The following is a 25,936-nucleotide window of genomic DNA, read 5'->3' as shown; positions in this document are numbered from 1 at the left end:
GCACCCCCTCCCCGCCCCCGCCACCGCCCCCCTCACCCGAGAGACTGCATGACCCTCACAGCACAGCACCCGACGCGACCGGAACCGCCTCTGCGCGACCGGTCGCGTCGGCGTGCGCCACGCCGCCGCTTCCCGTGGTCTGCGGCCGCCCTCGCGCTGGGCTTCGTGCTCGGCGTCGCGGTGCTGCTCTACCCCGCGACCGCAGCCTGGTTCACGCAGTACCAGCAGTCGCAGCGCATCGACGCCTACTCAGAGACGGTGCGCGATCTGACCGTCGAGTCGCGTCACGCCGCGATCCAAGATGCCGTCGCCTACAACGACGCCCTGGTCGGCGGCACGTCGGTGGTCGCCGCCGGCGAGAACAAGCCGCTCGCCGAGGCGAGCGACGAGTCGGACTACGACCAGCTGCTGCACGCCGACGACACCGGCCTCATGGCCCGCATCAAGATCCCCTCGATCGATGTCGACCTGCCGATCTACCACGGCACGACCGACGACACCCTCGCGAAGGGCATCGGCCACCTCGAGGGCACCGCACTCCCGATCGGCGGCGCGAGCACGCATTCGGTTCTGACCGGACACCGCGGCCTCGCCGACGCCGAGCTCTTCACTAACCTCGACAAGGTCGCCGTCGGCGACACCTTCACGATCGAGGTCTTCGGCGAGGTGCTCACCTACCAGGTGACCGACACGAAGGTCGTCGAGCCCGAGCAGACCGAGACCCTCTACCCGCAGCGCGGCGCCGACCTCGTCACCTTGGTCACCTGCACCCCGTTGGGCATCAACACCCACCGCATCCTCGTAACAGGCGAGCGCATCCTCCCCACGCCTGTTCGGGATATGGATGCTGCGGGCCAGCGTCCCGACATCCCCGGTTTCCCGTATTGGGCCCTGGGTCTAGGCGGCGCCACTCTGCTGGCAGTCACGTACGTAATCTTCTCGGCGCGCCGCCGCGTTCCTCGCTGAACCCGCCACGTTCTTCGCCGTCACATTCCGCTCTCCCCCTCCCCCGCGCCCCCGCTCGTTGAGCGAGCGAAGCGAGTCGAAACGGCCCGGGCATCGGACCAACCCCGCCCGCGGTCTCATATGCCCTTGAGGGAATCTTGAGGTTGCGCGCCACACGCCGAAACACTGTCATGGGCAGTATGAGACGTCTCTCATAATGGGATGGCGTTTCCCTCCCCCAAGGATTTGTGTGCCGACCTCGTACATTCCCCCACAGCGACCTACTGCTACTCTTCCCCTGGTGGCCGGGAAATCCACCACAAAGCGAGAAGGCAACGTGACGTCGAATCCCCAGATCGACGCGCCAACGGAGTCGCCAGCCCATCCCCAGGCAAGGGCAGCCGATGCTTCGGCGACCCCTGACGCGACCGTCGCGCCGTCCTCGACCTCGGTCGTGGAGCGAGTGAGCAGCGAGCGCGACGAAACGCCTCGGGCCGGCGGCATACGCCTGTCTCCCTGGCGCCGCAATTACGCCGCACGCCTCTGGGTCAGCGACCTCTTCGTCCTCGCATGGGCGGTTTACGGAACTCAACTTCTCTGGTTCGGCTGGGGCAATGCTCAGCTCGCGCTCCGCGAGGACTCCCGCTTCAGTGAACTCTCGTACTGGTTCTTCTCCGCGGTCGTCGTGATCGCCTGGATGTGGGCGCTCTCGCTCATCGACTCCCGCGACCACCGCGTTATCGGCACCGGTAGCACCGAGTACGTGCGCGTCGCCCGCGCAAGCTTCACGTTTTTCGGCGCGATCGCAATACTCGCTTTCCTGCTTCGCGTAGACGTCGCTCGCGGCTATCTGCTGATCGCCCTGCCGCTCGGCATCTTCATGCTCCTCCTTGAGCGCTGGCTGTGGCGCCAGTGGCTCATCGCTCAGCGTTGGTTGGGGCAGTACGCCGCCAAGGTGCTCCTGGTCGGCTCCGAAGACTCTGTTGCCGCGATCGCTCGAGAGCTTCACCGCTCGCCCAACGCCGGCTATCGAGTGGTCGGAGCATGCGTGCCCTCGGGAAAGGTGGCCGACACCATTCCCGGCACCTCGGTGCCGGTCATGGGCAGCGTCGACAACGTCGAGCGCGCGATCGCCGCCACCGGAGCCGACACCGTCGCGGTGACGAGCACAGACGACCTCCCGCCGATGAAGGTTAAGCAAATCTCCTGGGCGCTTGAGGCCGGCCGTCAGCACCTCGTGCTGGCCCCGAGTATCGTCGATATCGCGGGTCCGCGCATCCACACCCGTCCGGTCGCCGGCTTGCCGCTCATCCACGTCGAGACCCCGAAGTTCAGCCGTGGCCAGCGCATCGCCAAACGGACGATGGATCTCGTGGTTTCCATCTTCGGCGTCATCATTGTGAGCCCCTTGCTGTTCGGACTGGCGCTCACGGTACGTTTCTCCAGCCCTGGCCCGACTCTGTTCCGACAGGTACGCATCGGCCGCAATGGCCGCGAGTTTGAGATGCTGAAGTTCCGCTCGATGGTCGCTAACGCTGAGGAACTCCTCCCGGCGCTGCTCGAACAGCGGGATGCCGGCAATGAAGTGCTGTTCAAGATGACCGACGATCCTCGCGTCACCACGGTTGGCAAGTTCATGCGCAAGTACAGTCTCGATGAGCTGCCGCAACTGTTCAACGTGATTGCGGGTGAGATGTCGCTCGTCGGCCCGCGGCCACCACTGCGAACCGAGGTTCAAAGGTACGCGGCACACGTCCACAGGCGCTTCCTCATGAAGCCGGGGATCACTGGCGCCTGGCAAGTGGGCGGCCGGTCATCTCTGAGTTGGGAAGAATCGGTCCGCCTCGATCTCGCATACGTAGAGAACTGGTCGCTTGTTGGCGATGTCGTCATCCTCGTCAAGACTGCGAAAGCCGCGCTCGCGCCCGCAGGCACCGTCTATTAGTCCCTCGGCTAGTTCATCACCATCCGTCTAGATCGGAGCCTCAGATTTCCGGCAAGAAGAATGTCGTGCTCGCGACCACATATCCGCCGTCGTCGATGCAGCTCGGCGGGGCTGCATGGGTAGATCAGCGCGTTCTCGAGGATCTTCGCCAATCCGCGAATGTGGAGACGTTCACAGTGTGCGAGCCGGGCAGCCCCGACAGCGTCCCACTTGAGGTCCGCCAGGACTACCGCGCGCTGTGCCAGACGCTGTTCAGAATGATACTGTCCGGTGAGCCATACCAGGCGGCTAAGTTCCGGCACTCGCGGGCTTGGAAGAATGCAAGCGATCACTTGGCTCAAGCCGTAAGCGGCGACTCGCAACTCGTAACAAGCCAGTGGCCCGCCCTTCTGCTGGCCCTTGACGCTGGTTTGACCCCCGACCTCCACATCGCGCACAACGTTGACTACGTACTGAGCGAAACCCACGACCCGGGCCTGCTGCGGGCGTTGCGGAACCCGGCACGTATGAGAAAGCTTGAAGCGCGTACACTCCCGCGAGCCCGCGCTATTGCGACGCTATCCGCTAGCGATGCCCATCGTTTGAGGAAGATTGGCATCTCCGCTTCGCATGTGCCGATCGGTATCCGTCCGGGCGTCGCGAATGGCAGCCGACTGCGAACGATCGGCTTCCTTGGAAAAGCGAGTTGGCCCCCGAACCGCGATGCGCTCGACAAACTCGCTCACCGGATCTTGCCGGCTGTGCGAAAGACGCTTCAGCCGGCACCGGCGCTGGTTGTCGCGGGCCGTGGTACGGAGGTGTATGTCGGAGACGGGGTCGTTGCCCTTGGCCAAGTCGACTCGCTCAACGACTTCTACGACAAAGTGGATCTCGTTGTCGTGCCTCGCCTAGGCCAGTCGACCGGTATCTCGGTGAAGATGCTTGAGGCCATCGAACACGGCGTGACAGTGGTTGTGCCGGAAAGGCTTGCAACCGACGCCGGGCTTACCAGCGGCTTCATCGCTGCGAACGACGAGGCCGCAGTCGTCGACGCGATCACGGCGTTCTATTCGGCCGAACCAACTGTCCGCGCGACACAGTCCTCGGACACCGCTCGCCGCTCGCTCGGCGACTTCCTTACTGACCACGGAAAGGACGGGAAGACCTCGTGACCCTTACCAGCCTGGGATTTGTTGAGGTCGCTCGGGATCGACTACTTCCCTCCGATGATGCTCTGGACTCGCTAGCTATCGGATCGAGATGGCGGGTCCAGACTGTCAATCTGCACCACCTGGCGTTGGCGGCGCGGAATTCCACCGCGGCAGACACCATCCGAGCCGCGAGCAGCATCACTGCAGATGGCTGGCCAGTCGCTGCGCTCCTTCGCGCGCACGGGCTGGAGACCGATCGCGTTACAGGCTCCGAGTGGCTACAGCGTCAGATTGAGTCCGGCTCCCTAACGTCACACCGTGTGGGGCTCATCGGCGGCACCCGGGAAGCTGGCGACCGCCTGTCTAGCATCCTGGGAGCTGGCTTGGTTTACAGGGAGCACGGCAGCCGTCACGACTGGGATGCCCACGCCATCGCAACGGCTCTGCAGGAGGCTGACGTGGAGCTGGCCGTCGTTGCGGTCACACCTCCATTCGGCGACTCTTTTGCTCACGCGCTGGGCGTTGAGGGCTTTCAGGGATCGGTAATCGCAGTAGGTGGAGCGGTGGATATGATCGTCGGGCTGCAGGTTCCCGCGCCAACGTGGTCGAAGAAGCTTCGAGTCGAATGGCTGCACCGACTGCTTAGATCTCCACGACGTCTGGCGAAACGCTACATCGTCGACTGCATTCCCCACTTCCTGAATGATGTACTGCCCGCGACATGGGCTGGGAGAAAGTCGTCGCTTCGAAGCAGCCAAAAGCGCGTGACGCTGGCGCACACCGATGTCGAGATCCTGGACCGCTTATCCAATGAGTTCCTCGCGTCGCTGTCGGATGCGCTCGGCGATGCTACTGAGGTTGCACTACTCGATTTCCCCTCTCACATGAACGTCGGCGACACGATGATCTGGGCGGGAGAACGCGCCACGCTGCGTCGGCTCGGAGCTCGCATCCGGTACACATCCGACATAGATCGCTACGACCCCGACGCCTTGAGGAAACTGCACCCGTCGGGACCAATCCTGTTGCACGGCGGAGGGAATTTTGGCGACCTCTGGCCAGGCTTCCAGGACTTCCGTTTGCGAGTACTCGCAGACTTTCCCGACCGGCGAGTGGTACAGCTACCCCAATCGGTGCTCTTCAGCGATCCGACGGCGGCCCTACACACTAGTGCTGCGATCACGGCTCACCCGGACTTTCACCTCTTCTGCAGAGACCGCGATTCATTGGACCGTGCCAAGACGCATTTCCCCAACTCGAACGTGGTGATTACACCGGACGCGGCCACGGGGTGGCGGCCAACTCCTCCCGTCCTCCGAGGTCGGATGGGGCGATGGGCCGTTCTCCTCCGGAGCGATCACGAGCGCAGCACGGCAGCTGGCGTTCTCGAGGAGTGGCTTCGGCACAATGCACCGAGTGGCTCGGAGTTCTTCGACTGGGGACTTGGGGCGTTCGGGCGCGTTATGTGGTTCGCCGTGCGCATTCCAGGCCGCGTCGCGCGGATGGTCCCCTCCCTCCGCCGGAGCGCGGTTGTCGCTCGAGTACTGATGGCTTCGTACGAAGCGATGGCATGGTTGAACCTGCGAGACGGGATTCGACGCTTCGCGCGGGCGGAGGTTGTAGTCACCGACCGCCTGCACGCACATGTGCTGGCGAGCCTGCTCGGGACTGCAAATGTGGTCATCGACAACTCATACGGCAAGATTCGAGCCGTTGGGGGCGGAGGCACACTTTCGCTAAGCACTGCCCATTACGCGTCGAGTCCCGACGAGGCGTTCCGTCTTCTCACCGAAGTAGCCCCTGGCGGGATAGGTTCGGCACCGCATGCATAGCGCAGATCTCACGATCGCTTATCCGGCAGGTTTAGGTCCACGCGCCTGGCGCGACCTACACGCGGGCGAGGCTCGGCCGGATCGATGGCTGTACGGGCTGGACCGATTGGGCGTGAACGAAGCGCAGACAATCGAGCATGATGAGTTGTCGCGTGTTGAACGTTTGAGGCTCTTGACAGCCACGCTTCCGAGGCGGAGTCGCGTAGCGACACAGACCGTAATCACATGGGAAGAGCGGATGGCGGCGAGGGTTCTTGCGCGCGCCGGAACCCCAGTTCGGCTGGTTTCGGGAGTGATTTGGGACTCAGACCTCAACGGTCGAACGAGCCTGCGCGATGCTGCATCCAGGGCCGTCATCCGAAGATGCGCTGGGATCTGGTGCCTTAGCTCGGGACAGCTGGAGGATCTCTCCAGAAGGTATGGGCGGCACGTCGATGAAGTCCGTTTTATCAAGTTCGGAATCGACACCGAATTCTTTGCACCGGAGGCACCTGATCCCCGCCCCCGTCTGCTGAGCATCGGCACTGACAGACACCGGGATTGGCGCACTCTCTTCTCCGCATTTGAGATCGTGCGGGCAGCTCGTCCCCAGACCGAGCTTGCCGTCCAGTGTCCCGATGATGTCCAGCCGCCAAATTGGATAACGAAGCTTGGGTGGATGTCCCACCGCGAACTCCGAAGCGCCTACGCGGCCAGCACCGCGGTCGTCGTGGCAACCCACCCGAATCTTCACTTCTCCGGCATGACTGTCACGTGTGAAGCACAAGCCAGCGGACGGCCAGTGGTCGCAACCGAAACGTCCGGCGCACGCGACTATGTGCAGGCTGATCGAACAGCTCTGCTTCATGATCCTGGCGACGCAGCGGGGCTAGCTGCATCCGCGATCGCGTTGATTGACGACCGAGACTTGGCAGCAGGCATCGGTGAGGCGGGTCGTCAGTGGGCCGTGACTGAACTGCGTTCGGAGCGTATGGCGCGAGAGATCTCAGGCCTGGTTGAGGCGGTGGCCTCTTGACTGGCCGGGGCACTGATTGGCTGCGCCGCGCTCGGCGACACGGGGTTGGACTCGCAAGAGGAGTAGTGGTCTCGGCGGTTCGTCGTGCGCGATTCGATAGCGTGCCCTCGCTTCGCGGTCGACTCCCGCGCCTCAGCGGATCGAAACGGATGAAGTTTGGCAGGAACTTCGTCGCCGATGGACGCATCCTCTCCATAGAACTAGCTACGGGCAACAAGGGCATGCTCGACATTGGCGACGACGTCTTCGTCAATCAGGGAGTTCGAATTCACGCGGAAGCTAGCATCCGCATCGGCGACCGTGTTGAGATCGCTGACCTCGTGTCGATCTACGATACGAACTTTCACAGCGTCGAGCCGGGCGGATCTGTCACGACCGAATCTGTTCAGATTGAACCCGATTGTTGGATCGGTGCAGGGAGCATCATTCTTCCCGGCGTGCACCTTGGCCGTGGAGTTGTCGTCGCTGCAGGATCGGTCGTGACCAAGTCTGCGCCGGCCGGTTGCTTGATTGCGGGTAATCCCGCTCGTGTGATCCGACGTTTTGAGGTGCCCAACGATTACAGGAGGCGGTGATGCCACAAGTCCTCGGTGCGGCTCTCTTCGTTATTGCGGTCATCTCCATCGTGATGAACCAAGATCGACTGCGAAACGCCTATGTATGGTTCCTAGTCGTTACTCTCGCGCCTCTGCCGGTTGTCATCAATCCGGGCATCTCCATCGGGCCAGGGGTGTTGTTCTGGTCGGACATTTTCGGGGCGCTCCTTCTCCTCCTCTCCCTGCCGGTCATTGCACGCGTTTTCCCGCGTTTGATTTGGCTATTCGTACTAGCTGGTCTTCTCGTCCTTCTATTCGTGCTCCTCGGGGGTTTGTCCGGCGCGGGACTTGGTCCGTTGGTACGTGATCTCCGTGGGCCGCTATTGATCTTTGAGGCCGGAGTTGGTGGTCTAGCCCTCATCACGCGGGCAGGTCTACCCGCTTACGGTCGCCTCATGCTCACAATTGGAGCCGGAGTGTCCATTTGGACAGCGATCGCGGTCGCTTCGGTTCTAGTGTCCGGCGATGCGCTATTCGCGCTCCGATCCGAGACGGCGTCGATGTACTCGGGCGGTACAAACTTCGACTATGGTGCCGTGCGCGTCACACCGGCAAGTGGACTCGCCTGCGCGGTATTCGGCGCCGCAGCTCTCGCGATTCTCTTGAAGCGAAGGCCCTCACCCATCGCAGCAAGCTTGCTGTTGTTGGGAGCAGGGGCAGCCCTGTTTGTCACGACGGTGAGCTACACACGAGGTCACGTTCTCGTCGGCGCAATCATCCTTCTTGTGCTCATGCTTGTAATGCCTCGTACGCTTCCTCTGTCGGCCTCGGTCTTACGGCTTGTGGCTGCGGGAACGGCGATCGCCGGCGTTACCCTGGCCCTTCTCGCGGCCTTTCCCGAGGCCTTGTCGAGCCTGACCACGGCCATAGACGCGTTCGCCGGCCGGGTCATCGGCGGGCTAAACCCGGACGTGATCAGTACTGACTCAAGCTCACTCTGGCGTGCGCGGGAAACCGCGGTAGCACTCTCTGCGGTGGACGCCTCACCAATAGTAGGGACTGGATTCGGTGTGCCCTATCGCGGATACCTCTATATGGAGATCTTCAACGGCACGGACGGACTCACCTATGTCCACAACTTCTACGTGTGGGTCCTCGTCAAGACAGGATGGCTCGGAGCAACGCTTGCGATTGCGGCCTTCGCGATCATTTGCGGTCGCCTGGTCAAGGCTTCGCTGACCAACCGGGACTGGCGGGCCATCGCGTTACTCGGGGCTCTTGGCGCGCTTGCGATCCAAGCAGTTACGACACCGATCGGCGCGGAACCGGCCGCGGCCGTAGTAGTAGGAGCAGTCTTGGCGCTCGCGTGGTTTGTTCCGAGCGACGATACTCAGCGCCCCCCGTTCATCGGCGAAGCCGACGTTGTCCCTGCTGCGGCCACCCCAACACAACGACGAAAGTACTCCACGCGATGAAGGTTGCATTGATCGGCGGCACTCCTCCGGCTCTCGGCACTGGCGGTCTAGAGGTCCAGATCGAAGAGACTCGAGCAGGCCTGCGCCGCATTGGAGTCACAACAATCGACGCTTGGGAACAGCATCCGCAGCGAGCAGACGTCATCCATCTCTTCGGTGCCGACCCGAGCACGTGGAACTTCGTGAGAAATGCCAATCGGTATGCGGGTCCACTCGTAGTGTCCCCAGTTCTCGTTCTCAGTCGGTCCCGAACCGCGTTCGTCGAGAACTTGCAGTCGCGGCTCGCGTTTCTCGGCCAGAACACCGCGTCGATGCGTCGCGCGATTGTCAGCTCCGCTAGCCGAATCGTCGCGCTCCATGACGAGGAAGCGAAGTTCATGACCAGTGCCTACAACGTCCCACCGACGAGAGTCGAGGTGATTGGAAACGGCAGTTCCGCGTCTGCCACGGCCAACGAATCTTCGGGATCGTATGTCGCCGTTGGGACTGTTGGGCCGCGGAAGCGGCAACTCGACCTAGCGCGAGCCTGGCCAGCGGATGCCCCGCGACTGGAGTTTGTCGGAGGACTCCTTCGGGACTGGGATGAAGCCGACGAGTTCTGCGCTCTCATCGACAGTCGCGCGAACCTCCACTGGCATGGAGAACTACCTCAGCCGATCGTTTGGGCGCTTCAGGCCTCGGCCGTCGCCACAATCTCCGCCAGCCTGGTGGAAGGCGAGAGCCTTACGCTCGTCGACAGTCTGCGGCTCGGCGTGCCCGTCTTGGTTCTCGCGAGTCCCGCAACCATCGCAATGCGCCGCCGATTCGGATCTGCAGTTCAGATCGTCGGCTCACTGGATGAGCTGTCCCGGACGGCGGCGGGCGGCTCACCGGGTGCGCCCAAGATCTCCAAGCGCCCGCCTTCGTGGGACGATGTCGCCGCCCAGTTGGCTGCGGTGTACGAGAGCGTCCTCCGCTAACGGTTCGGCGATCGGCGCAACACTCATCCGTTGACGCCGCAACGATGACTACAGAGCACAACCTCTTGAAGGGACCCATGTCAGGCAAGCCCGAACAATCCGTGCTCGTCTCGGTCGCGGCCAGTGGCGGCTTCGGGATCGTTACGATGCTTGCCGGCGTCCTACTCCTACCCTTCACGATCACTTGGTTTGGTGCCGGTCCGTATGGAGCATGGCTCCTTCTTTCGGGCCTTGCGCAGCTTCTATTTCAGGCGGACCTCGGAATCGGCGCGGCGGTCGTCCGGCTGACCGCGATCGCTCGCGGGCGATCTGAGAATATGAGCGTCGGAGTCGTACTTTCAACCGCGGTCGCGTGGAGCTCGGTGATTGGAGTAGCAGCTGCGATCGTCATGCTGCCTGCGGGCGCGGCAATCATTCACGCGTCGGACGCAGTCTCCACGCTGTCGGAGGGGGAGGTTGGCGCACTCATCTGGATCGCAGCACTGTTGCCTGCGTTTCTGGGCATCCGCCCCTATGGCAGCTTGATGCAAGGGATGGGTGCCTGGGCGTTGGAGCGGACGTTTCAGGTCGGAGGCGTCGTGCTACGGATTGTTGGGACCGTCCTAGTCGGCACCACGACAGGCTCGATCATCGCAGTTGCCCTGGTCGAGGCGATTTCGATGATCGTGCCGTCCGCGGCCGCGGCCGTATTTGTGATGCTGCGGAAATTGGCTCGAATGTCATTTCGATCGATCTCGCGTGCGTCCTTGAAAGAGCAACTCTCATATAGCGCGCGGGTGTTCTCCGTCAACGCTGTGGGCAGTTCGATTCTCCAGTCCGGCACGATCATCGTTGGGATCACTTTGGGCACATCAGCGGTCACCTCGTGGAACGCGATATTTCGGATGTACAGCGTCTACAAGCAAGCGCTCCAGTGGTTGGTCGATCCATTCATGCCTCGTCTGTCCGTGCTGTACAGGACCGACGTTGCAACCGGCCACCGAGTTGCGCTCGGAGTCTCCACAATCGTGACTTCGGCTGCGTTGGGGACTGTCTCCGCGGCCCTCATCCTTTCGCCGCCGTTCATTCAGGTTTGGCTCGGCGCTACGCTCCCCGTCGAGGACCTTGCACTGCCAGCTCAGATTCTGATTCTGAGCGCGGCCATCACTACGATTCATCTCGCGCCTCTGACTGCACTGAACGCGTTCGGCCGACCCGGAGTATTCCTCCCGCTCCACTTGGCCTGGCTTGCGCTCACAGTCGTCGCAGGGTTCGTCCTGACTCCTTTACTTGGGCTCCTGGGGATGGCGATCGCGCTTGCTCTTCCACCTTTGCTACTCGAGCCGGCCTATTTGGCAGTCGCGGCGCGCGCATTGGGGGTGCCGTTCCGAGATGCCGTTCGAGCGTCCGTTGTTCGGCCCGCATTGCCGCTCGCCGCTGGTCTGGTTCCGGCCATCACTGCCAGTGTCCTTGGCGCGCCGCCGTGGTTGGCCGGTGGATTGGCGCTTCTGTTGGGAACTGGGACAGCCCTGTGGCGGATTCGCCGACGAGCGGACCCAGATGCTCGGCTCGCCCTGGCGCAACGGGCGTGAGGACCCGGTTCTCTTCGGCGGACGGCTTCGCTAGACGCCACCAGAAGAGGGGAATGCAAGCATCGATTGACTGCCCCGACGGCTGGGGTCTCGCAATTGACGAAAGGCCCATCTGAAATCCCCCGCTCGATTAGCGGTGGCACCAGCCGAAGCCTGATAACCAGTTGGCCGTGGCGATCCCAGCTATTGCGGTTGACGCGCACCGCGTGAGCACGCGCTCCGCGCGCACCTGGATACGAGCATCAGCGGACCGCGATCGTCGGGGTCACAGCATCCGTCATCACGGCGTCGCTCACCGAGCCGATGAAGAGGCGCGCGAGAGCCCCGCGACCGTGCGTGCCGACCACCAGAAGCGCGGCGGTCGACGCGAACTCCTGCAGGAGCCGGGCGGGGTCACCGGGGTGCACCTGCGTCTCTATCGTGAGGTCGGGGTGATTCGCGCGCACAGCGGCCAGGGCGTGATCGGTCAGCTCTTCGGTCGGTTGCTGCAGGTCGATCGGCTCGACGTAGTCGATCCCCGAAACGCCGGCCATGGCGCCGTCACCCACCAGCACCGGAGACCAGGCGGCGACGGCGACCAGTCGCTCGCCGCGGCGCACGGCCTCCTCGGCGGCGAACGCGACCGCGGCCTCGGTCACCTCGGAGCCGTCGATGCCCACCACGACACCGGAACGACCCTCGAGGTCGGCGTCGGGCACCACCGCCACCGCGCAGTGCGCCGCGGTCGTGATGCGCCGGCCGTGATCGCCCCAGTGATGCCCGGGGTGCGGGTCGCCGAGCACGAGCAGCGCGGCGTCGCGCGAGGCTTCGACGAGCAGGTCGACGGCATCGCCACGCTCGGCATGCGCCTCGACCACCAGCTCCGAATCGGTGATGGCGACAGACAGGCGCGCCGTCTCGGTCTCGAGAAGGATGTCGCCCGCCGACACCGACTCGGAATCCTCGGGGTCCTTCGTCACGGCGATCAGGACGAGCACCGCCCCCATCTGCGCCGCGCGCTGCGCCGCCCAGTCCACCGCACGGCGGCTGGCCGCAGCATCCGTCACACCCACGACGATTCTCTCGGTCATACGCTCATCCTGCCGTCTGCCGCTCGCAGCCGATGCAATCCGAAGCTGGCACGTCTCCGAACAACAGCAGGGACCTGCCGCGAGGCACGTGCCCGCACGCTCTCGATCAGTCCCTCCCCCGGGCCGAGAGCCACTGCTCCCGTTCCGAATGACGGGTGACGCTCCCTCTCACCTTCGGGTGGGAGGGGGCGTTCTGTCTGGCCCGGGGTTTTCGAGCTGGGCGCGCGACGGCGTCTGGCGATGCACGAAAGCGCCGCCGGCCGACGGACTCGGCTCAGCAGCTGCCGACGTCGTGGGTGTGCATGCCGGCGAGGTGGCCCTCGCCGTCGAAGTCTGCGTAGACCTCGGTGAGCACGTGGTTGTGACACACCTGGCCGAGCAGGTGACCGCCGATTCCGCCGCCGTTCTCGGCGTAGCCCCTGAACGGGGAGCCATCGGCATTGACCAGCATGACGAAGGGGCCCTTCTTCGTCGGTTCCATCGCGCCGGCCTCGTCGTTGATTGCCATGATGTCGCCTTTCATCCGCTGAAGAATGTGCTCGCGCACGTGACGATCGAGTCGGCGATCGTCGCGGTTGATACACGCGGATGCTACGGCATCCTGCCCGCGCTCACACCCCGGTCTGGGACGCCGGCGAGGCGACGGAGCCTGACGTCACGGGCGAGCGCGAGGACGCGGCATCCATCGGTCTACTCGTTCACCCGCAGGCACGGCACGGTGAGAGCGCGAGTCAGCCGATCATGAAGACCTGGCGCGTGCCCTCGCGGAAGCCGTCGGAGCGGTAGAACTCGAAGGCCGGCACGTCACGGTCGGTGAGGAGAACGAGATCGCTGATGCCGGCATCGGCTGCGAAGGCGCGAATTCCCTCCATGAGTGCGCGGCCGACACCGCGACGCTGCGCGGTGGGGGCGACGAAGAACTCGTCGATGTAGATCTCGGACTCGTCCTGCCAGGTTCGGGCATGGAACGTCGCTGCGCCGACGAACTGGGAATCCGCGATGGCGACGAGGGTGGCGGATCTCGGGATGCCGCGGAGCTCGCCGAGATACGCCGACGCCGTCGCGAGGGTCCAGGCGTCGTTCCAGGGTGGGCGGTTGTAGGTATCGACGAAGCTCGGGAGCATGGCGTCGTCGTCGCTGGGTTGCCACGGTCGGATCACGACTGCGTGCGGTTCGGTCATCTCGCTCCTTCTGGGATCGGGCCGGGTCCACGGTAGCGGGTTGAGGGGGTGGTGGCGGGGTGGGCATGGCGGACGCGGCGTGATCGTCCACTCGGGATGGGATGCGCAACGATCGTGTCGGTCCCCACCTCGGCGTCAGCGTCCAGGTCAGCCGGGCGGAGGTAGTGGTGGCGGCTGCTCCTCCGTCTGTTCGTCATCCGGCGCGGGCGTCGTGGGATCGCTGAACGCCTCGAACAGCTCGTAGAGGCGCGGGGGCGGAGCTTCCGACTCCCCCGTGGTCGAGGCATCCGCTCCCTGCGTTGCGCGCGCCATGCCGACTGATGTTCTGGTCATCACGACCGGCAAGGACTTCAGTTGCGACTCGATCGCCTGGTCGAGCACATCGCGGCTGTACGACGACAGCGTCCATCCAAGCGGAGGGACCGGTGTGGGAACGGTCGCCGGCGAGACGACGACGATACGGGTTGTGCCGAACGTGCCAGTGCTCGGCCCGACGCCGACGGTTTCGAGGGCGTCGGCGATTCGCTGCAGCCAGGCAGCCTCGCGGTTTTGGTGGCTGCGCGCGTCGAGGCCGGCGAGCGGAACGAAGAGCTCGGCCGCCAAGCGCTTGGTCTCAGCATCCAGTTCGAATCCGCGCTCGTTCTTGAGGTACACCACGATCGGCATCACCGGCGCGGCCGCGCCCTCGCCGCGGTTGTGCGCATCGACGAGCGGGAGGAGTTCGGGGAGGAGGTCGGCGATCGACGCCAGGCCGGTGTCGTCGCTGTAGCCGCCGTCGACCAACTGAGCGTCGAGCGGGCGGTTGCCGCCGTCGCAGCCGCTGTCGGCGACGGGCATGCGTCCGCCGGGTGTCACGAAGGGGAATCGCGCCGAGAGCATGGCGGCTGACGACCACGTCAGCGACGTGCTGCACCCCGGCCAGACCTCGTCGAGCGCCAGGGCGTAGGCGATGCCCGAGTCATCGCGCCCGCAGTCATCAGGTGACAGCGGCTCCGCGGCTGAGCTCGCCGTCGGCGTCGGCGCCGGCGATACCTCGAGCTGCACGACGGTGATGCGGCAGCCTGAGATCGAGTCGGCGGAATTGAGAAGCAGGAACGGGCGCAGCGGCTGGTCAGCGTTGCCTTCCGCCGGCTCGAGGGTGAACGGGTCCGCGAGCCCCGGCCCGTCGCCGGTGTCGGTGTGCTGCTCCCAGCCGGTCTCGAGGAGAGCTGCCCGGTCGCCCCACTCGCCGTCGAGGGCTGGGATGCGCGCGCCCGAGAAACCCGTCACCACGTCGCCCGCGAGCATGCCCGTGACCACCCGGGCCAGCGGCTCCGCGCCGGTGAGCTTCGCGACAGCGGCCAGAGGATCTTCGGCGAGACGGTCGACGACGAGCCCGACACTGCCGCCACTGATGCCGCTCGCCGCGAAAGGAGCGTCGGCGAGGCATTCGTCGACGCCGCTCGGCTCGGGCTTCGCTGCCTCGCCCTCGACTCTTTGCGGGATCGTCGCCGACGCGAACTTCTCGAGCGCTGCGACCGTCCAGTACGCGGCCCTCGCTCCTCCGCCCTCCGCGGCGATGAGAATGAGCGGCGTCACCGTCTGCTGCTCGACGACGCAGGCGTCCGCTTGTTCAGCCCACGCCTGGAACCGGGTCGCGAGGGCGGCGGTGAACCGCGAGTCCGCAGCATCCGTCTCACTCACGGGTCCTGGGGTGGGGGTAGTGTCTGTCGGCTGCGGGGCTGTGGTGGGCCCGGCCGTCGAAGATGGGGATAAGGATGCCTCACCCGCACGCACCGCATGCACCCGGGCATCCGTCATCCAGGTCGATGTCACCAGCCCGCACACCAGCACGAGTGTGATCACGGGGGTGGCCTTCAAGCCGAACTGGGTGAAGATGCGCAGCGGCTGCCGTCGCTGGAACACGAGGATGATGCCACCGAGCATGAGCCCCCACGCGCTGAGGAGGAGAACGGTGACCGTCACGGTGCCCGCCGTGGCGAACCACTCGGGGTTGATCGTCGCGAGGGCGACCACCGCTCCACCCACGCCGATGGGCAGGATGTCGGTGACGATCGTCCACGTGTTCGCCGCATCGGTCGGATGCCGCGGATCGAAGAATCCGAAGAACCCGCTCTGGGGGGTGTTTCCCAGCGCGAAGCGGTCGAAGCTCCACACGAACAGGGTTACGAGGAGCGGGAGCATGAACACGCCGAGGATGCCCATCACGAGGAGTGTCGCCGCGCTCGCGCTGTGATCTGTCGTGGTGATCAGGCCCGCCCACTCGGCGACGACCGGAGCGGTGAACGAGCGCACGAGACCCAGCGGAGCGAGCGCGGCGAGAAGGAGCGCGACGGCATCGCCGGTGAGCCAGATAGTCCGGCGGCGGAGATCGCGGGCGTCGGCGGCTTGCGGGGTCTCTGCGCAGGGATCGGGGAGCGGAGGCTTTGCGGGGTCGCCGTCGGTTGCGGCGCCTCGATCGAGCAGAGCCGACGCGACGATCACCACGACCGCGATCACGGCGAGGAGCAGCAGGGGCCCGGCGTGGGTGTGCGCGAGGGCGCCGGTCAGCAGATAGATGACGACCGTCACCGCGATGAAGGCGGCGACGAGGAGCCACAGCCTCCACGCTTGCCAAGCGGTCGTCGCGCGCCACGCACGATCCGCGAGCAGACCGACCGTCGCGGTCGCCGCCACGGCGAACAGCGCCACGAACAGGACCGGGACCGGGTGGTCGCCGATGCCGGACGCTGCGCTCGCGAGGATCCCGATCCACAGCACGCCGTACGGCAGGGCGATCCACCAGGCGACGGTCGCCGACTCGCGCGCAGCGCGGAACGCGTCGGTCCAGTAGGCGACTTCGGACCGACGACGACCGAACACCCCGACGACGAGGCTGGAGGCCAGCAGCGCGAACGATGCCCCCAGCATGGGAGCCCAGACGATGCCGCCCTCGCCGGCCCAGCTTCGCTGCACATCGGGCAACTGGTCGGCGATCCCCGATCGCGAGACCAGCGCGAGGCCGGCGAGAGCCAGCAGGTAGATGACGGCGAGCGCGTGCACGTTCACCGCCGCCAGCAGCCGCCGACACCGCTGACCAAGGGCGCGGCGTGCCACAGGGACCGCGAAGATGCCGACGACCGCGAGGGCGAGACCGCCCCACTTCGCGTAGGCGAACCATGGCACCAGCGCCTGAGTCGTGGTGTTCGTCAGGTCGTACCCCGACATCGTCGTCACGATTCCCTCGCCGATCTCTGCGAGGAGCGTCAGCGCGAGCCCTCCGACCGCTATCGCCGAGCGCCAGGCGATCACGGCGAAGAGGGCGAGATACCCCGCCGCGAAGCCGGCGTCCACCGTGTTGTACAGCCGCACGAGATCGCCGACCGCCGACGGCGCCGCAGCCGCCTCCGCCCACTGCTGCCAGACCGCCCAGACCCGCGCGCCGTCGAGGGCCCCGAACCCGATCGCGTCCGACATCGTCGCGGTCTCACCGTTGACCGCCATCGAGCCCAGCAGGCGATCCACCTCGAGCAGCGCGACCAGTGCGGCGACGGTGATCACGATTGCGAACGGCACGAAGAGCCGGCGGACATACCCCACCACAACGGGACTCGCGGGCCCGTTCCACGGGCCGATCGAGCCGTCCTCCAGCGGATTCGGCCAAGCTGCAGCCACCATCGATGCCTCCACCGAACGCAACCCCAACGCATCCACGCGCCCACCCGGGCTCACACGCCCGACACGCAGCGGCATCGAGCGAGCATCGACGTTCCCCAGAGCATCGCTCATCGCCTGGCACAGGTGTACCACGCGGATGGAGTCCCCGGTAAGAGGCAGGCATGCGGGAGCAGAATCCGACACGACACACTTGCTCGTATCTTTGTGCGAGTGTGTGAACGGAAACTGCGTTCTCAAACTTTTGATCATTGCTGGATTTTTTGGGGCATCCTTCGAATATTTGCTCGACTATCCGAGGCAACTGCGGTATCGTGGACCCATGACGGACCACCTCGCTCCCCTCGCCGCGGCGGTCGACTCCGCGCGGGTGCTGTGGGCCGAGGCGGCGATCGAAGCGCTGGCGCCGGGGGCGCTCATCCGTCTCAACGAACAGCTTGCCGACAGCCAACGACTTCTCGACGCGGCGCGAGCACGCGTCGCCGCCGAGATCGCGCGGCAGTCGCGGCCCGAGCTCGGGCCTGATGGGCTCGCCAAGCAGCAGGGGTTCCGCAATCCGACCGCACTGATCGCCACCGTCGGCGGAACGAGTGCCGGCGAGGCGGCACGCCTCGTGAAGGTCGGGGAGGCCACGGCACCCCGCATGACGTTGAGCGGTGAGGCGGCGCCGGCGCGGCACCCGCACGTGGCCGCCGCGCTCGCAGCCGGCCGCATCGGCGCCGCTGCGGCGAGCGCGATCATCACGATGCTCGACAAGGTCGCTCTGCGCGCGGGGCGTGAGGCTACCGACCAGATGGAACAGCTGCTCGTCGAGAAGGCGCCCGGGCTCGCATCCGATCAGCTCGCCCGACTCATCACGCGCGCCGAAGCCCAGCTCGACCCGGCCGGCGTCGAAGCCCGCGAAGAAGAACTGCGCGCCGAGCAGGCGCTGCATGTCTACGAAGACCGCCGGGGCATGCTCGTCATCAACGGCAAGCTCGATCCCGAGCACGGCGCTCCGGTCAAGCTCGCGCTCGAGACGATGGTCGGGGCAGAACTGCGCGCCGAGCGCGATGCTGCGCGGGCGGGAACGGATGCTGCGCGCCGCAGCGTTCCGCAGATGCAGGCCGACGCCCTCGCCCGACTCGCCGAGCACGCCCTCGGCTGCGCGAACAAGGACCTCCCCCTCGGGGGCGCGACGGTCGTGGTGCGGATCGACCACGAAGACCTCGTCACCGGCACTGGCTACGCGACGATCGACGGCATGGCCGCCCCGGTCTCCGTCGCAACCGCCAGGCGCATGGCTGCCGGCGGCGGAATCATCTCCTGCGTTCTCGGAGCAGACAGCGAGATTCTCGACTGGGGCCGCATCCAGCGCCTCTACACGACACCTCAGAGGCTCGCTCTCGTCGAACGCGACGGCGGCTGCGCCGGATGCGCTGCCCCACCCTCCTACACGAAGGCCCATCACATCAGATGGTGGGCGCGAGACGCCGGGCCCACCGACCTCGACAACGGGGTGCTGCTCTGCGAATCCTGCCACCACCGGATCCACGACAACGGCTGGGACATCCGGATCGAAGGGAAGGGAACACGCGCGAAGGTGTGGTTCCTGCCGCCGGCGCACGTCGACCCTGATCGCACACCCCGACTCGGCGGCCGGGCACGGTTCGACCTCGTCGCCTGAGCGCCGGGACGCCGGTCAGGCGCACGACCCGGATCGCACACCACGACTCGGCGGCCGGGCACGGTTCGACCTCGTCGCCTGAGCGGCGCGACGCCGGTCAGGCGCACGACGCGGATTCGACCTCGCCGCCTAATGGACGCGACGCCGATCAGGCGCAAGGCGCCTGCGCGCGCGGGCATGGCTCACCCGCAGACCTGCGCTGAGTAAACCCCTTCCCCCGCCCACGGCACACCCTCACTTCACCGCGGAACCATTGGCCAGACGCCTAAGCTTGACGCGCACCCCCACCTCGCCAGTCCTCGCCGGAGCCCCACCCCCACCGTGATCCGAGTCCTCGTCACCGTCGCCATCGCGCTCGCCGCCATCACCGCCACCGCAGCCGTCGCGCTCTACGTGCTCCTCGTCGTCGACTCGCGCAAGTCCGTGCGCTACTACTACGGCGACACCACGGCACCGGAACACCTGAACACCGGGCTTAACCGAGACGAAACGCGACAGTAACCCCCCGTCAGCGAGATCGCCGTAGCGTGGCACCCAGATGGGGCACTGCCGCCCGGAGCCGGAAGGGAAACGGCCCCGGGCGTTCTCTTTGGGCTTGGGGGAGCACATGCACAGAGGCAGACGAGTCACAATCCTGGGGGCCGCGCTCACCCTCGGACTAGGTGGAGGGGCGCTCGCCGCCGCCCACGCGGCATCAGCCGCAAGCAGCGCCGTCATCGGCGAGGCGCGAGTCGTCATCGAATTCACCTCGCCCGAGGTCGCAGAGATCTCGGTGTACACCCGCAACGCGTCATCGGTTCCCGCCTGGGGCGCGGCACGCGTCAATGGCCCCGATGGCAGGCTGTACTCCTTCGGGCCGAGCCGCTATGAGCCGGGCGAAACGCGCACCTATGAAGTGACGGTCGAAGGCCACCCCTGCGCCGACCTCCACAAGACGTCGGCGATCGCCAACGGCTACGCCACCCGATCCGACGCCGAGCCGTCGTGGACCACCGGCCTCGTCACCTACCCGAGCCCGCTCGTCACGGTCATCGGCTGCGGCACCACCCCTACCCCTACTCCCACACCTACCCCTACTCCCACACCCACCCAGACGGCGACGCCGACTCCCACCCCGACGGTCCCTACGCCCTCGGCTTCGGCGACGCCTTTGCCGTCGGCAGCGGCGACCCCCACGTCAGCCGCTGCCGACGGCGCCCTTGCATCCACGGGCGCCGCCGTCGGCTGGACCGTCGTCGCGACCATCGCCGCTGCGGCCGCCATCATCGGCGGAATCGCGTTGAGCCGGCGTCGGAGAACCTGAGCGACAGGCACCTGATGGCAGCGGTCGAGAAGTCGCGCATCGAGTGGATGGACGTCCTCCGCGGGACGTCGATCATCCTCGTGGTGTTCAACCACGCCATCCTGTTCGCCAGCTCGTCACCGCTCGGCGCACCCGAGGTCGCGTGGGTGATCAACACGATCTTCTCCCCCGTGCGCATGCCGCTCATGGTGTTCCTGTCGGGCCTGCTCGTCGCCGCATCGCTCCGCCGCGGACCGCGCGCCTACGTCACCGGCAAGGTGCGGCGCGTGCTCTGGCCCTACCTCGTGTGGTCGATCATCGCGCTCGCGCTGCTGTACGGGTTCGGCATCCGTGAAGGCGTCGTCGGCGGCGTCACCGCGCACGTCGTCACCCCGTGGGACCTCCTGCTGCCGCTCTACGACCCCGTCGAGCACCTGTGGTTCCTGTACGACCTGTTCCTCTTCTATATGGTCGCGCTCGTCACACCCCGAATCCCGCCGCTGTGGATCGCCGGCGGCGCACTCGTCGCGGCCGCCCTCGTGCCCGACTTCGGCGTGCGGCGCTTCTTCCTTCTGCTGGTCTTCTTCATGATCGGCGTGTGGTTCTCGCAGCACGTCGGAGCCCTCGAGCGCACCCTCGCCCGCAGATGGGTGGTCTGGGGCTGCGCGGCACTCGCGCTCGCCACCGTGGCCGCCGCGGCCGCGGGCGTCGGCCTGCGGTACACCGCCCTGTCGGCCCCGTTCGCCGCCGGCGGCATCGGCATCGCCATCGTGATCGCACGCCGGTTCGGATCGGCACGGATGCTGCGCCCCCTGCGCGCGGTCGGACGCGACTCGCTCGTCTACTACATCGTGCACTGGTGGCCGGCGAGCGCCGGCGTCGCCCTCGGCGCCCTCACCGGCAACGCCTGGATCGCCCTCGCCGTCGGCTTCGCCTTCGGCCTCGGCGCCGGCGTCGTCATGGTGCACCTGCTGCGCGTGCTCCCCGCCCTCGACCTGCTGTTCGCGTGGCCCGCCCGCCGTACGGCAAGCGTCTACACCGTACACACCTCCGACGGAAGGCCCTCACCATGACCGCGAACCCGTTCAGCCGCCGATCCTTCGTCAAACTGCTCGCCGCCGCCGCACCGGCCGCGGCCACCGCCATGTGCGCGCCGACCCAAGCATCCGGCGGGCCCACGGCCACAGCATCCACCCCCTCCGCCTCCGCCTCCGCGACCGCCGCCCCCACCGGCGCGCCAGCGGCCATCGTCGGCACCGCCCGCCCCGCCGTCGTGCGCTCGTTCGGACCCAACGGCACCCACTGGCCCGCCCACACACCGTGGATCAAAGACGCCGTGACGACTGTCGAGGTCGCCTGCACGTGGGCGGCCATCCGCACCGCGCTGCTCGCCGTGACCGCATCGCAGGCGGCCGCCGGCGTGCACATCAAGGTGCGGCCCGGCACCCTGCCCGGCCTCGGCGCCTCGTCAGGGTCGAAGGCCGTGCTGCAGGGCCTCGGCAGCGCGCAGTGGAGCAAGAACGTGCTCGTCTCGCCGCGCGACGGCTGGGGCTCGGTCATCATCACCGAGCCCGCGCGCCTGCGCGAGGTGTACGGCGTGACGTTCGCCCGCATCAACGCGGTCGACATGCTGCTCACCAACTGCACGCGCAGCGCGTGGGCGCAGTCCGTCATGTCGGACGGCCTCAGCATGGCCTCGTCGTACGGCGCGACCACCAAGGAGGTCGGCGCCTACGAGATCGTCATGAGCAACGTGAAGTCCGACATCTCCGACCCCCTCGGCTACGCCGCAGGCGCCGACTGCGTCCTCACCGACAGCGTGTGGGACGGATGCTACTCCGCCCCCGTCTTCCGTCCGTCCGGCGCCACCGACCACGTCGACACCCTGCAGATGTACGGGTCGGGCTGGTACCGGGGGCTCACCGTGCGAGACACCACGTTCTTCGGGTCCCTCAACTGCGCCCTGCAGATCGGCGGCATGCGCGCCGACGACCCGAACAAGGGCACGCGGTTCCTCACGGTGGACCACAGCATCCTCACGTCGCAGGCGACCGCGATCCGCGCGCGCTACCCCACGCCGTCGGGCGCCGACACGCCGTCGCTCGCGCAGGCCATCAACGGGATCGGCGAGGACTTCCAGCTCTACGCCAACGACTCGTACATCTTCGGCTCGATGTACCGCAGCAAGTGGGGCGGCGTCACGAACACGAAGGTCTCGTACGATCAGGCGCTGACCCGCAACCCGGTGGCCTCGGGCAAGTGGACCTACGACAGCTCGATGAACTCGTGGGGCGCGTCCCAGTTCGACACGCTGACGCCCACCCCCACCGACGCGTACCTGAAGTCGATCTGGAAATGAGCATGGAGCAGGCGCTGCGGATGGCAGTCGATCGACGGACGGTGCTCAAGGCGGGTGCGTGGGCGACTCCGGTGATCCTCACGACCACGGCGGTGCCGCTCGCCGCGGCGAGCGAGGAGCCGGCCGGACCGGTGGCACTGACGCTCGCCGTCTCGCCGCTGACCGCGGTCGGCGAGCAGTGGCTCACCTTCGAGGTGGTCAACCCCACCCCCTCGAGCACCGCGACGCAGGCGACGCTGGTCGTGACGACCTCCGGTGGGACCGTCTTCCTCGAGGCCGCGGTCGTCGGCGAGTGGACGGCCACCATCACCCCCGACGCCACGGTGACCGCCGCAGGCGTGCTGCCGCCCGGCGGCACGGCGACCATCCGCGTGCGCGCGAACGTGTACCCGCTGCTGGACGGCAGCGTCGCGACCGCGACACTGTTCGAGTCGGGCGAAGCCGTCGACGCCGCGACGGCGGCGATCGCCGGGTACACCGACGGGCGACCCGCCGTCGTGCGCTCCTTCGGCCCCAACGGCACCCACTGGCCCGCGCACACTCCCTGGATCGGCACTCCGGCGGCGCACACGATCGACGTGGACTGCACGTGGGCGGCTATCGGCACGGCGATCCAGGCGGTGACCGCGCAGCAGGCCGCCGCGGGTGTGCACATCCGCGTGCGGCCGGGAACCCTCCCGGGCAGCGGGGCAGGGAGTGGCTCGCCCGTGATGCTGGAAAGCATGGGCGACCCGAGCTGGGCCCGGAACGTGCTCGTCTCGCCGCTCGAGGGCTGGAGCAGCGTCACCATCTCGAGCGCGGCGCACATGCGCGACGTGCGCGGCGTCACCTTCGCGCGCATCAACGGCGATCGCGTGCGGCTGACCAATGGCACCCGCAGCGCGTGGGCGCAGTCGCGCTTCGCATCGGGCTTCATCATGGCCTCATCTCGCGGGGCCGTGACCGAGGGGTGCGGCGCGTACGAGATCGTGGTGCTGGACGCGAAGACGGGTATTGACGACGCGCTCGGCTACGCCGCCGGCGAGAACTGCATACTCGACGGCAGCGTGTTCGACGGGTGCTACATAGCCCCCGTCTTCCGGCCGGTGGGGGCGACCGACCACCTCGACACGCTCCAGATGTACGGCAACGGCTGGTATCGCGGCCTCACTGTGCGCGACTCCACGTTCTTCGGCTCGCGCAATTGCGGTCTGCAGATCGGCGGGTCTCCAGCATCCGATCCCCGCAAGGGCACCCCTTTCGTCACGATCGACCACAGCGTCATCACCTCGCAGGCGACGGCGGTGCGCGTGCGGTACTCGCAGCCCACAGGCACCGAGGCGCCGACGATCAACCAGGCGATCAACGGCAGCGGCGAGGCCGGGCAGCTGCACGCCTACGACTCGTACATCTTCGGCTCGATCTACCGCTCCACCTGGGGCACCGTGCGCAACACGCGGGCATCGTCGACGGTGCGCACCGCGAACGACGGCGCCTTCACCGCCGACCCGACTCTCGAGCAGTGGGGTGCGGCCGAGTTCGACGCGCTGACGCCCGCGCCCACCAACGCCTACCTCGCGCAGATCTGGTCGTGACGCCGTGAACGCCTTGGATTCGAACCTCGCCCACCGCGCCTCGCGCGGCATCGTCGTGACCATGGGCGGGATGTGGGGGAAGACCCTCATCCAGATGGCCGCCATCATGCTGCTCGGTCGCCTGCTGAGCCCCGAGGACTTCGGTCTCGTCGCGATGGTCACCGCGATCTCGGGGATCATCGACCTCGTCCGCGACTTCGGACTCACGGGCGCGATCATCCAGGCGCGCGAGATCTCGGAGCGCGCGTGGCGAAGTCTCTTCTGGCTCGCGTTGGCGCTCGGCGTGCTGCTGGGCGGGATCCTGGCGGCGTGTGCACCGCTCATCGCCGATCTGTATGACGAGCCCCAGCTCGTGCTCATCACACTGGTGATCGCGCCGAGCCTCATCGTCAACGGGCTCACCATGCCTCTGCAGGCCCGCGCGACGCGCGAGCTGAAGTTCGCGCTGCTGGCCCGCATCGACGTCGTGTCGATGGTCGGCGGCGTCGCGGCGGCGATCGCGGCGGGCCTCCTCGGATGGGGATACTGGGCGCTCATCCTCATGGTCGGCACCGGACTGGTCGTGCGGCTCGTGATGCTGTGGGTCGCGATCAAGCCGCACCCGGGGTGGCCGCGCATCCACCGCGACGTGGTGCCGCTCGTCTCGCGCGGCGGCAGCATCTTCGGCGCCGAGCTGCTCAACTACGTCGAGCGCAACGCCGACACCGTCATCATCGGCCAGCAGCTCGGGCCGTCCGTGCTCGGTCAGTACTCGCGCGCGTACGCGCTGTTCCTCATGCCGCTGCAGCAGCTGAACGGACCCATCGGCCGCGTCGCCCTCCCCGTGCTCAGCAAACTGCAGGACGACGGCGACCGCTACCGCCGCTACATCCGGGGCGCGCTGCTCGTTATCGGGTACCTCACTCTGCCGACGTACGCGATCCTCGCGACGATCTCGGAGCCGCTGTTCGCGATCCTCCTCGGGCCCGGCTGGGAGCAGGCTGCCGTGCTGTTCAGCATCCTCGCCATCGCCGGGATCGCCCAGGGCATCGGCAAGGTGCGCGGCTGGCTCTTCATCACGATGGGCCGCTCGCACCAGCAGCTTCTGTACGACCTCGTCGCCCGGCCGCTGGTCGTGGTGGGCTTCTTCGTCGGGATCTGGTGGGGCGGGATCTACGGACTCGCCCTGACCTACGGCATCCTCTCCGCCCTGCTCCTCATCCCCGGCTTCGCGTTCGCGATCCGCGGCACCTTCGTGCGCGGGAGCGACATCGTCTTCCCGGTGCTGCGCCCGCTGGTGTTCGCGCTGCTGGCGTTCGGCGCGGCGTTCGCCGCGACGCGCGCGGTCGACCTCATCCCGATCCTCGAGATCCTGGTGGGCGGGTTTGCGGGGGCGATCGTCATGGGGCCGCTGCTGCTCATCCCCGCCTACCGGCGGGACGTGACGCAGATCATGGGGTTCGTGAAGCAGATGCGCAAGCCGAAGCCTCAGGCGTCGGACGAGGCCGCCGAGGCGGTCGAGGCCGTGCTGCTGGAGGAAGCCGGCACTCCCGAGGATGTGCTCGACGCCGAGATCGAGAAGCGCCGGGCCCAGAGCTCCGGTCGCTGAGCTACACCCGGTCGGCAATCTCCACGGGAACGTCGCGACGTGTGTGGAGCACCCGATGCACGCGCACCGCGTCTGCGTGGCTGTCGGGGAGCGAGACGTTCATCGTGGCCATGCCGCAGGTCTAGGACGGAATGGCAAAGTTTGCCATACGGGT

20 protein-coding genes are annotated in these 25,936 nt (G+C 66.7%); 16 read left to right on the top strand and 4 right to left on the bottom strand.

Annotated elements, in window-relative coordinates; genetic code table 11:
* Window positions 1-48: 48 nt before the first annotated feature.
* From ACVN90_RS03455 to ACVN90_RS03415, 9 genes are all read left to right on the top strand, one after another.
* Window positions 49-966 (top strand): class C sortase, encoded by a 918-nt coding sequence (locus ACVN90_RS03455; RefSeq protein ID WP_475100783.1) that lies wholly within the window; start codon window positions 49-51, stop codon window positions 964-966.
* A 280-nt stretch (window positions 967-1,246) separates the two neighbouring features.
* The gene (locus tag ACVN90_RS03450; protein WP_475100782.1) at window positions 1,247-2,890 is read left to right on the top strand and encodes a sugar transferase; all 1,644 of its coding nucleotides are present in this window, start codon (window positions 1,247-1,249) and stop codon (window positions 2,888-2,890) included.
* A 65-nt stretch (window positions 2,891-2,955) separates the two neighbouring features.
* A complete protein-coding gene (locus tag ACVN90_RS03445; RefSeq protein WP_475100781.1) occupies window positions 2,956-4,041 on the top strand; it encodes a glycosyltransferase family 4 protein in 1,086 nt (361 codons plus the stop codon).
* Window positions 4,038-5,852, top strand: a complete 1,815-nt coding sequence (locus ACVN90_RS03440; protein ID WP_475100780.1) for a polysaccharide pyruvyl transferase family protein — start codon at window positions 4,038-4,040, stop codon at window positions 5,850-5,852. Before ACVN90_RS03445 ends, ACVN90_RS03440 begins: the two co-directional genes overlap by 4 nt.
* A complete protein-coding gene (locus ACVN90_RS03435) occupies window positions 5,845-6,867 on the top strand; it encodes a glycosyltransferase family 4 protein (protein WP_475100779.1) in 1,023 nt (340 codons plus the stop codon). The genes ACVN90_RS03440 and ACVN90_RS03435 overlap by 8 nt, the downstream gene beginning before the upstream one ends.
* 149 nt (window positions 6,868-7,016) lie before the next feature.
* The gene (locus ACVN90_RS03430; RefSeq protein WP_475100778.1) at window positions 7,017-7,442 is read left to right on the top strand and encodes an acyltransferase; all 426 of its coding nucleotides are present in this window, start codon (window positions 7,017-7,019) and stop codon (window positions 7,440-7,442) included.
* Window positions 7,442-8,878 carry an O-antigen ligase family protein gene (locus ACVN90_RS03425; protein WP_475100777.1) on the top strand — a complete coding sequence of 479 codons (1,437 nt, stop codon included), beginning with the start codon at window positions 7,442-7,444 and terminating at the stop codon, window positions 8,876-8,878. The genes ACVN90_RS03430 and ACVN90_RS03425 overlap by 1 nt, the downstream gene beginning before the upstream one ends.
* On the top strand, window positions 8,875-9,837 hold the full coding sequence (locus ACVN90_RS03420; RefSeq protein WP_475100776.1) for a glycosyltransferase: 963 nt from the start codon (window positions 8,875-8,877) through the stop codon (window positions 9,835-9,837). Before ACVN90_RS03425 ends, ACVN90_RS03420 begins: the two co-directional genes overlap by 4 nt.
* Before the next feature lie 77 nt (window positions 9,838-9,914).
* Window positions 9,915-11,408, top strand: a complete 1,494-nt coding sequence (locus tag ACVN90_RS03415) for an oligosaccharide flippase family protein (RefSeq protein ID WP_475100775.1) — start codon at window positions 9,915-9,917, stop codon at window positions 11,406-11,408.
* A gap of 242 nt (window positions 11,409-11,650) precedes the next feature.
* Here ACVN90_RS03415 and ACVN90_RS03410 read toward each other — a convergent pair whose 3' ends face one another.
* The 4 genes from ACVN90_RS03410 to ACVN90_RS03395 all read right to left on the bottom strand — a co-directional run bounded on the left by ACVN90_RS03410 (window position 11,651) and on the right by ACVN90_RS03395 (window position 17,316).
* On the bottom strand, window positions 11,651-12,478 hold the full coding sequence (locus ACVN90_RS03410) for a universal stress protein (RefSeq protein ID WP_475100774.1): 828 nt from the start codon (window positions 12,476-12,478) through the stop codon (window positions 11,651-11,653).
* Between the two features lie 274 nt (window positions 12,479-12,752).
* Window positions 12,753-12,986, bottom strand: coding sequence for a hypothetical protein (locus tag ACVN90_RS03405; protein WP_475100773.1), 234 nt, complete (start codon window positions 12,984-12,986; stop codon window positions 12,753-12,755).
* A gap of 223 nt (window positions 12,987-13,209) precedes the next feature.
* Window positions 13,210-13,659, bottom strand: coding sequence for an N-acetyltransferase family protein (locus ACVN90_RS03400; RefSeq protein ID WP_475100772.1), 450 nt, complete (start codon window positions 13,657-13,659; stop codon window positions 13,210-13,212).
* Window positions 13,660-13,806: 147 nt separating this feature from the next.
* Window positions 13,807-17,316 carry a hypothetical protein gene (locus tag ACVN90_RS03395; RefSeq protein ID WP_475100771.1) on the bottom strand — a complete coding sequence of 1,170 codons (3,510 nt, stop codon included), beginning with the start codon at window positions 17,314-17,316 and terminating at the stop codon, window positions 13,807-13,809.
* Between the two features lie 319 nt (window positions 17,317-17,635).
* Between ACVN90_RS03395 and ACVN90_RS03390 the strand changes: the two genes are divergently transcribed.
* The 7 genes from ACVN90_RS03390 to ACVN90_RS03360 all read left to right on the top strand — a co-directional run bounded on the left by ACVN90_RS03390 (window position 17,636) and on the right by ACVN90_RS03360 (window position 25,782).
* Window positions 17,636-18,979 carry an HNH endonuclease signature motif containing protein gene (locus tag ACVN90_RS03390; RefSeq protein ID WP_475100770.1) on the top strand — a complete coding sequence of 448 codons (1,344 nt, stop codon included), beginning with the start codon at window positions 17,636-17,638 and terminating at the stop codon, window positions 18,977-18,979.
* 321 nt (window positions 18,980-19,300) lie between these two features.
* Window positions 19,301-19,480, top strand: a complete 180-nt coding sequence (locus ACVN90_RS03385; protein WP_475100769.1) for a hypothetical protein — start codon at window positions 19,301-19,303, stop codon at window positions 19,478-19,480.
* A 106-nt stretch (window positions 19,481-19,586) separates the two neighbouring features.
* Entirely contained in the window at window positions 19,587-20,282 is a 696-nt protein-coding gene (locus ACVN90_RS03380; RefSeq protein ID WP_475100768.1) for a hypothetical protein, read from the top strand.
* A gap of 14 nt (window positions 20,283-20,296) precedes the next feature.
* Window positions 20,297-21,334: an acyltransferase family protein gene (locus tag ACVN90_RS03375; RefSeq protein ID WP_475100767.1), complete on the top strand. Its 1,038-nt coding sequence runs from the start codon at window positions 20,297-20,299 to the stop codon at window positions 21,332-21,334.
* Window positions 21,331-22,620 (top strand): hypothetical protein, encoded by a 1,290-nt coding sequence (locus ACVN90_RS03370; protein ID WP_475100766.1) that lies wholly within the window; start codon window positions 21,331-21,333, stop codon window positions 22,618-22,620. Before ACVN90_RS03375 ends, ACVN90_RS03370 begins: the two co-directional genes overlap by 4 nt.
* 20 nt (window positions 22,621-22,640) lie before the next feature.
* Window positions 22,641-24,194, top strand: coding sequence for a hypothetical protein (locus tag ACVN90_RS03365; RefSeq protein WP_475100765.1), 1,554 nt, complete (start codon window positions 22,641-22,643; stop codon window positions 24,192-24,194).
* 4 nt (window positions 24,195-24,198) lie between these two features.
* Window positions 24,199-25,782 (top strand): lipopolysaccharide biosynthesis protein, encoded by a 1,584-nt coding sequence (locus ACVN90_RS03360; RefSeq protein WP_475100764.1) that lies wholly within the window; start codon window positions 24,199-24,201, stop codon window positions 25,780-25,782.
* Window positions 25,783-25,936: the final 154 nt, after the last annotated feature.

The sequence above is a fragment of the Microbacterium sp. F01 genome, from assembly GCF_056156365.1.
The sequence above is the reverse complement of the archived record's forward strand: the minus strand, read 5'-3'. Positions and strand labels throughout refer to the sequence as shown.

What these genes read in the sequence shown, in the direction of transcription:
- ACVN90_RS03455 (WP_475100783.1), top strand. Translation starts at nt 49, where the DNA reads ATGACCCTCACAGCACAGCACCCGACGCGACCGGAACCGCCTCTGCGC.
- ACVN90_RS03435 (WP_475100779.1), top strand. Translation starts at nt 5,845, where the DNA reads ATGCATAGCGCAGATCTCACGATCGCTTATCCGGCAGGTTTAGGTCCA.
- ACVN90_RS03430 (WP_475100778.1), top strand. Translation starts at nt 7,017, where the DNA reads ATGAAGTTTGGCAGGAACTTCGTCGCCGATGGACGCATCCTCTCCATA.
- ACVN90_RS03425 (WP_475100777.1), top strand. Translation starts at nt 7,442, where the DNA reads ATGCCACAAGTCCTCGGTGCGGCTCTCTTCGTTATTGCGGTCATCTCC.
- ACVN90_RS03420 (WP_475100776.1), top strand. Translation starts at nt 8,875, where the DNA reads ATGAAGGTTGCATTGATCGGCGGCACTCCTCCGGCTCTCGGCACTGGC.
- ACVN90_RS03415 (WP_475100775.1), top strand. Translation starts at nt 9,915, where the DNA reads ATGTCAGGCAAGCCCGAACAATCCGTGCTCGTCTCGGTCGCGGCCAGT.
- ACVN90_RS03410 (WP_475100774.1), bottom strand. Translation starts at nt 12,478, where the DNA reads ATGACCGAGAGAATCGTCGTGGGTGTGACGGATGCTGCGGCCAGCCGC.
- ACVN90_RS03405 (WP_475100773.1), bottom strand. Translation starts at nt 12,986, where the DNA reads ATGGCAATCAACGACGAGGCCGGCGCGATGGAACCGACGAAGAAGGGC.
- ACVN90_RS03400 (WP_475100772.1), bottom strand. Translation starts at nt 13,659, where the DNA reads ATGACCGAACCGCACGCAGTCGTGATCCGACCGTGGCAACCCAGCGAC.
- ACVN90_RS03395 (WP_475100771.1), bottom strand. Translation starts at nt 17,316, where the DNA reads ATGGTGGCTGCAGCTTGGCCGAATCCGCTGGAGGACGGCTCGATCGGC.
- ACVN90_RS03390 (WP_475100770.1), top strand. Translation starts at nt 17,636, where the DNA reads ATGACGGACCACCTCGCTCCCCTCGCCGCGGCGGTCGACTCCGCGCGG.
- ACVN90_RS03380 (WP_475100768.1), top strand. Translation starts at nt 19,587, where the DNA reads ATGCACAGAGGCAGACGAGTCACAATCCTGGGGGCCGCGCTCACCCTC.
- ACVN90_RS03375 (WP_475100767.1), top strand. Translation starts at nt 20,297, where the DNA reads ATGGCAGCGGTCGAGAAGTCGCGCATCGAGTGGATGGACGTCCTCCGC.
- ACVN90_RS03370 (WP_475100766.1), top strand. Translation starts at nt 21,331, where the DNA reads ATGACCGCGAACCCGTTCAGCCGCCGATCCTTCGTCAAACTGCTCGCC.
- ACVN90_RS03365 (WP_475100765.1), top strand. Translation starts at nt 22,641, where the DNA reads ATGGCAGTCGATCGACGGACGGTGCTCAAGGCGGGTGCGTGGGCGACT.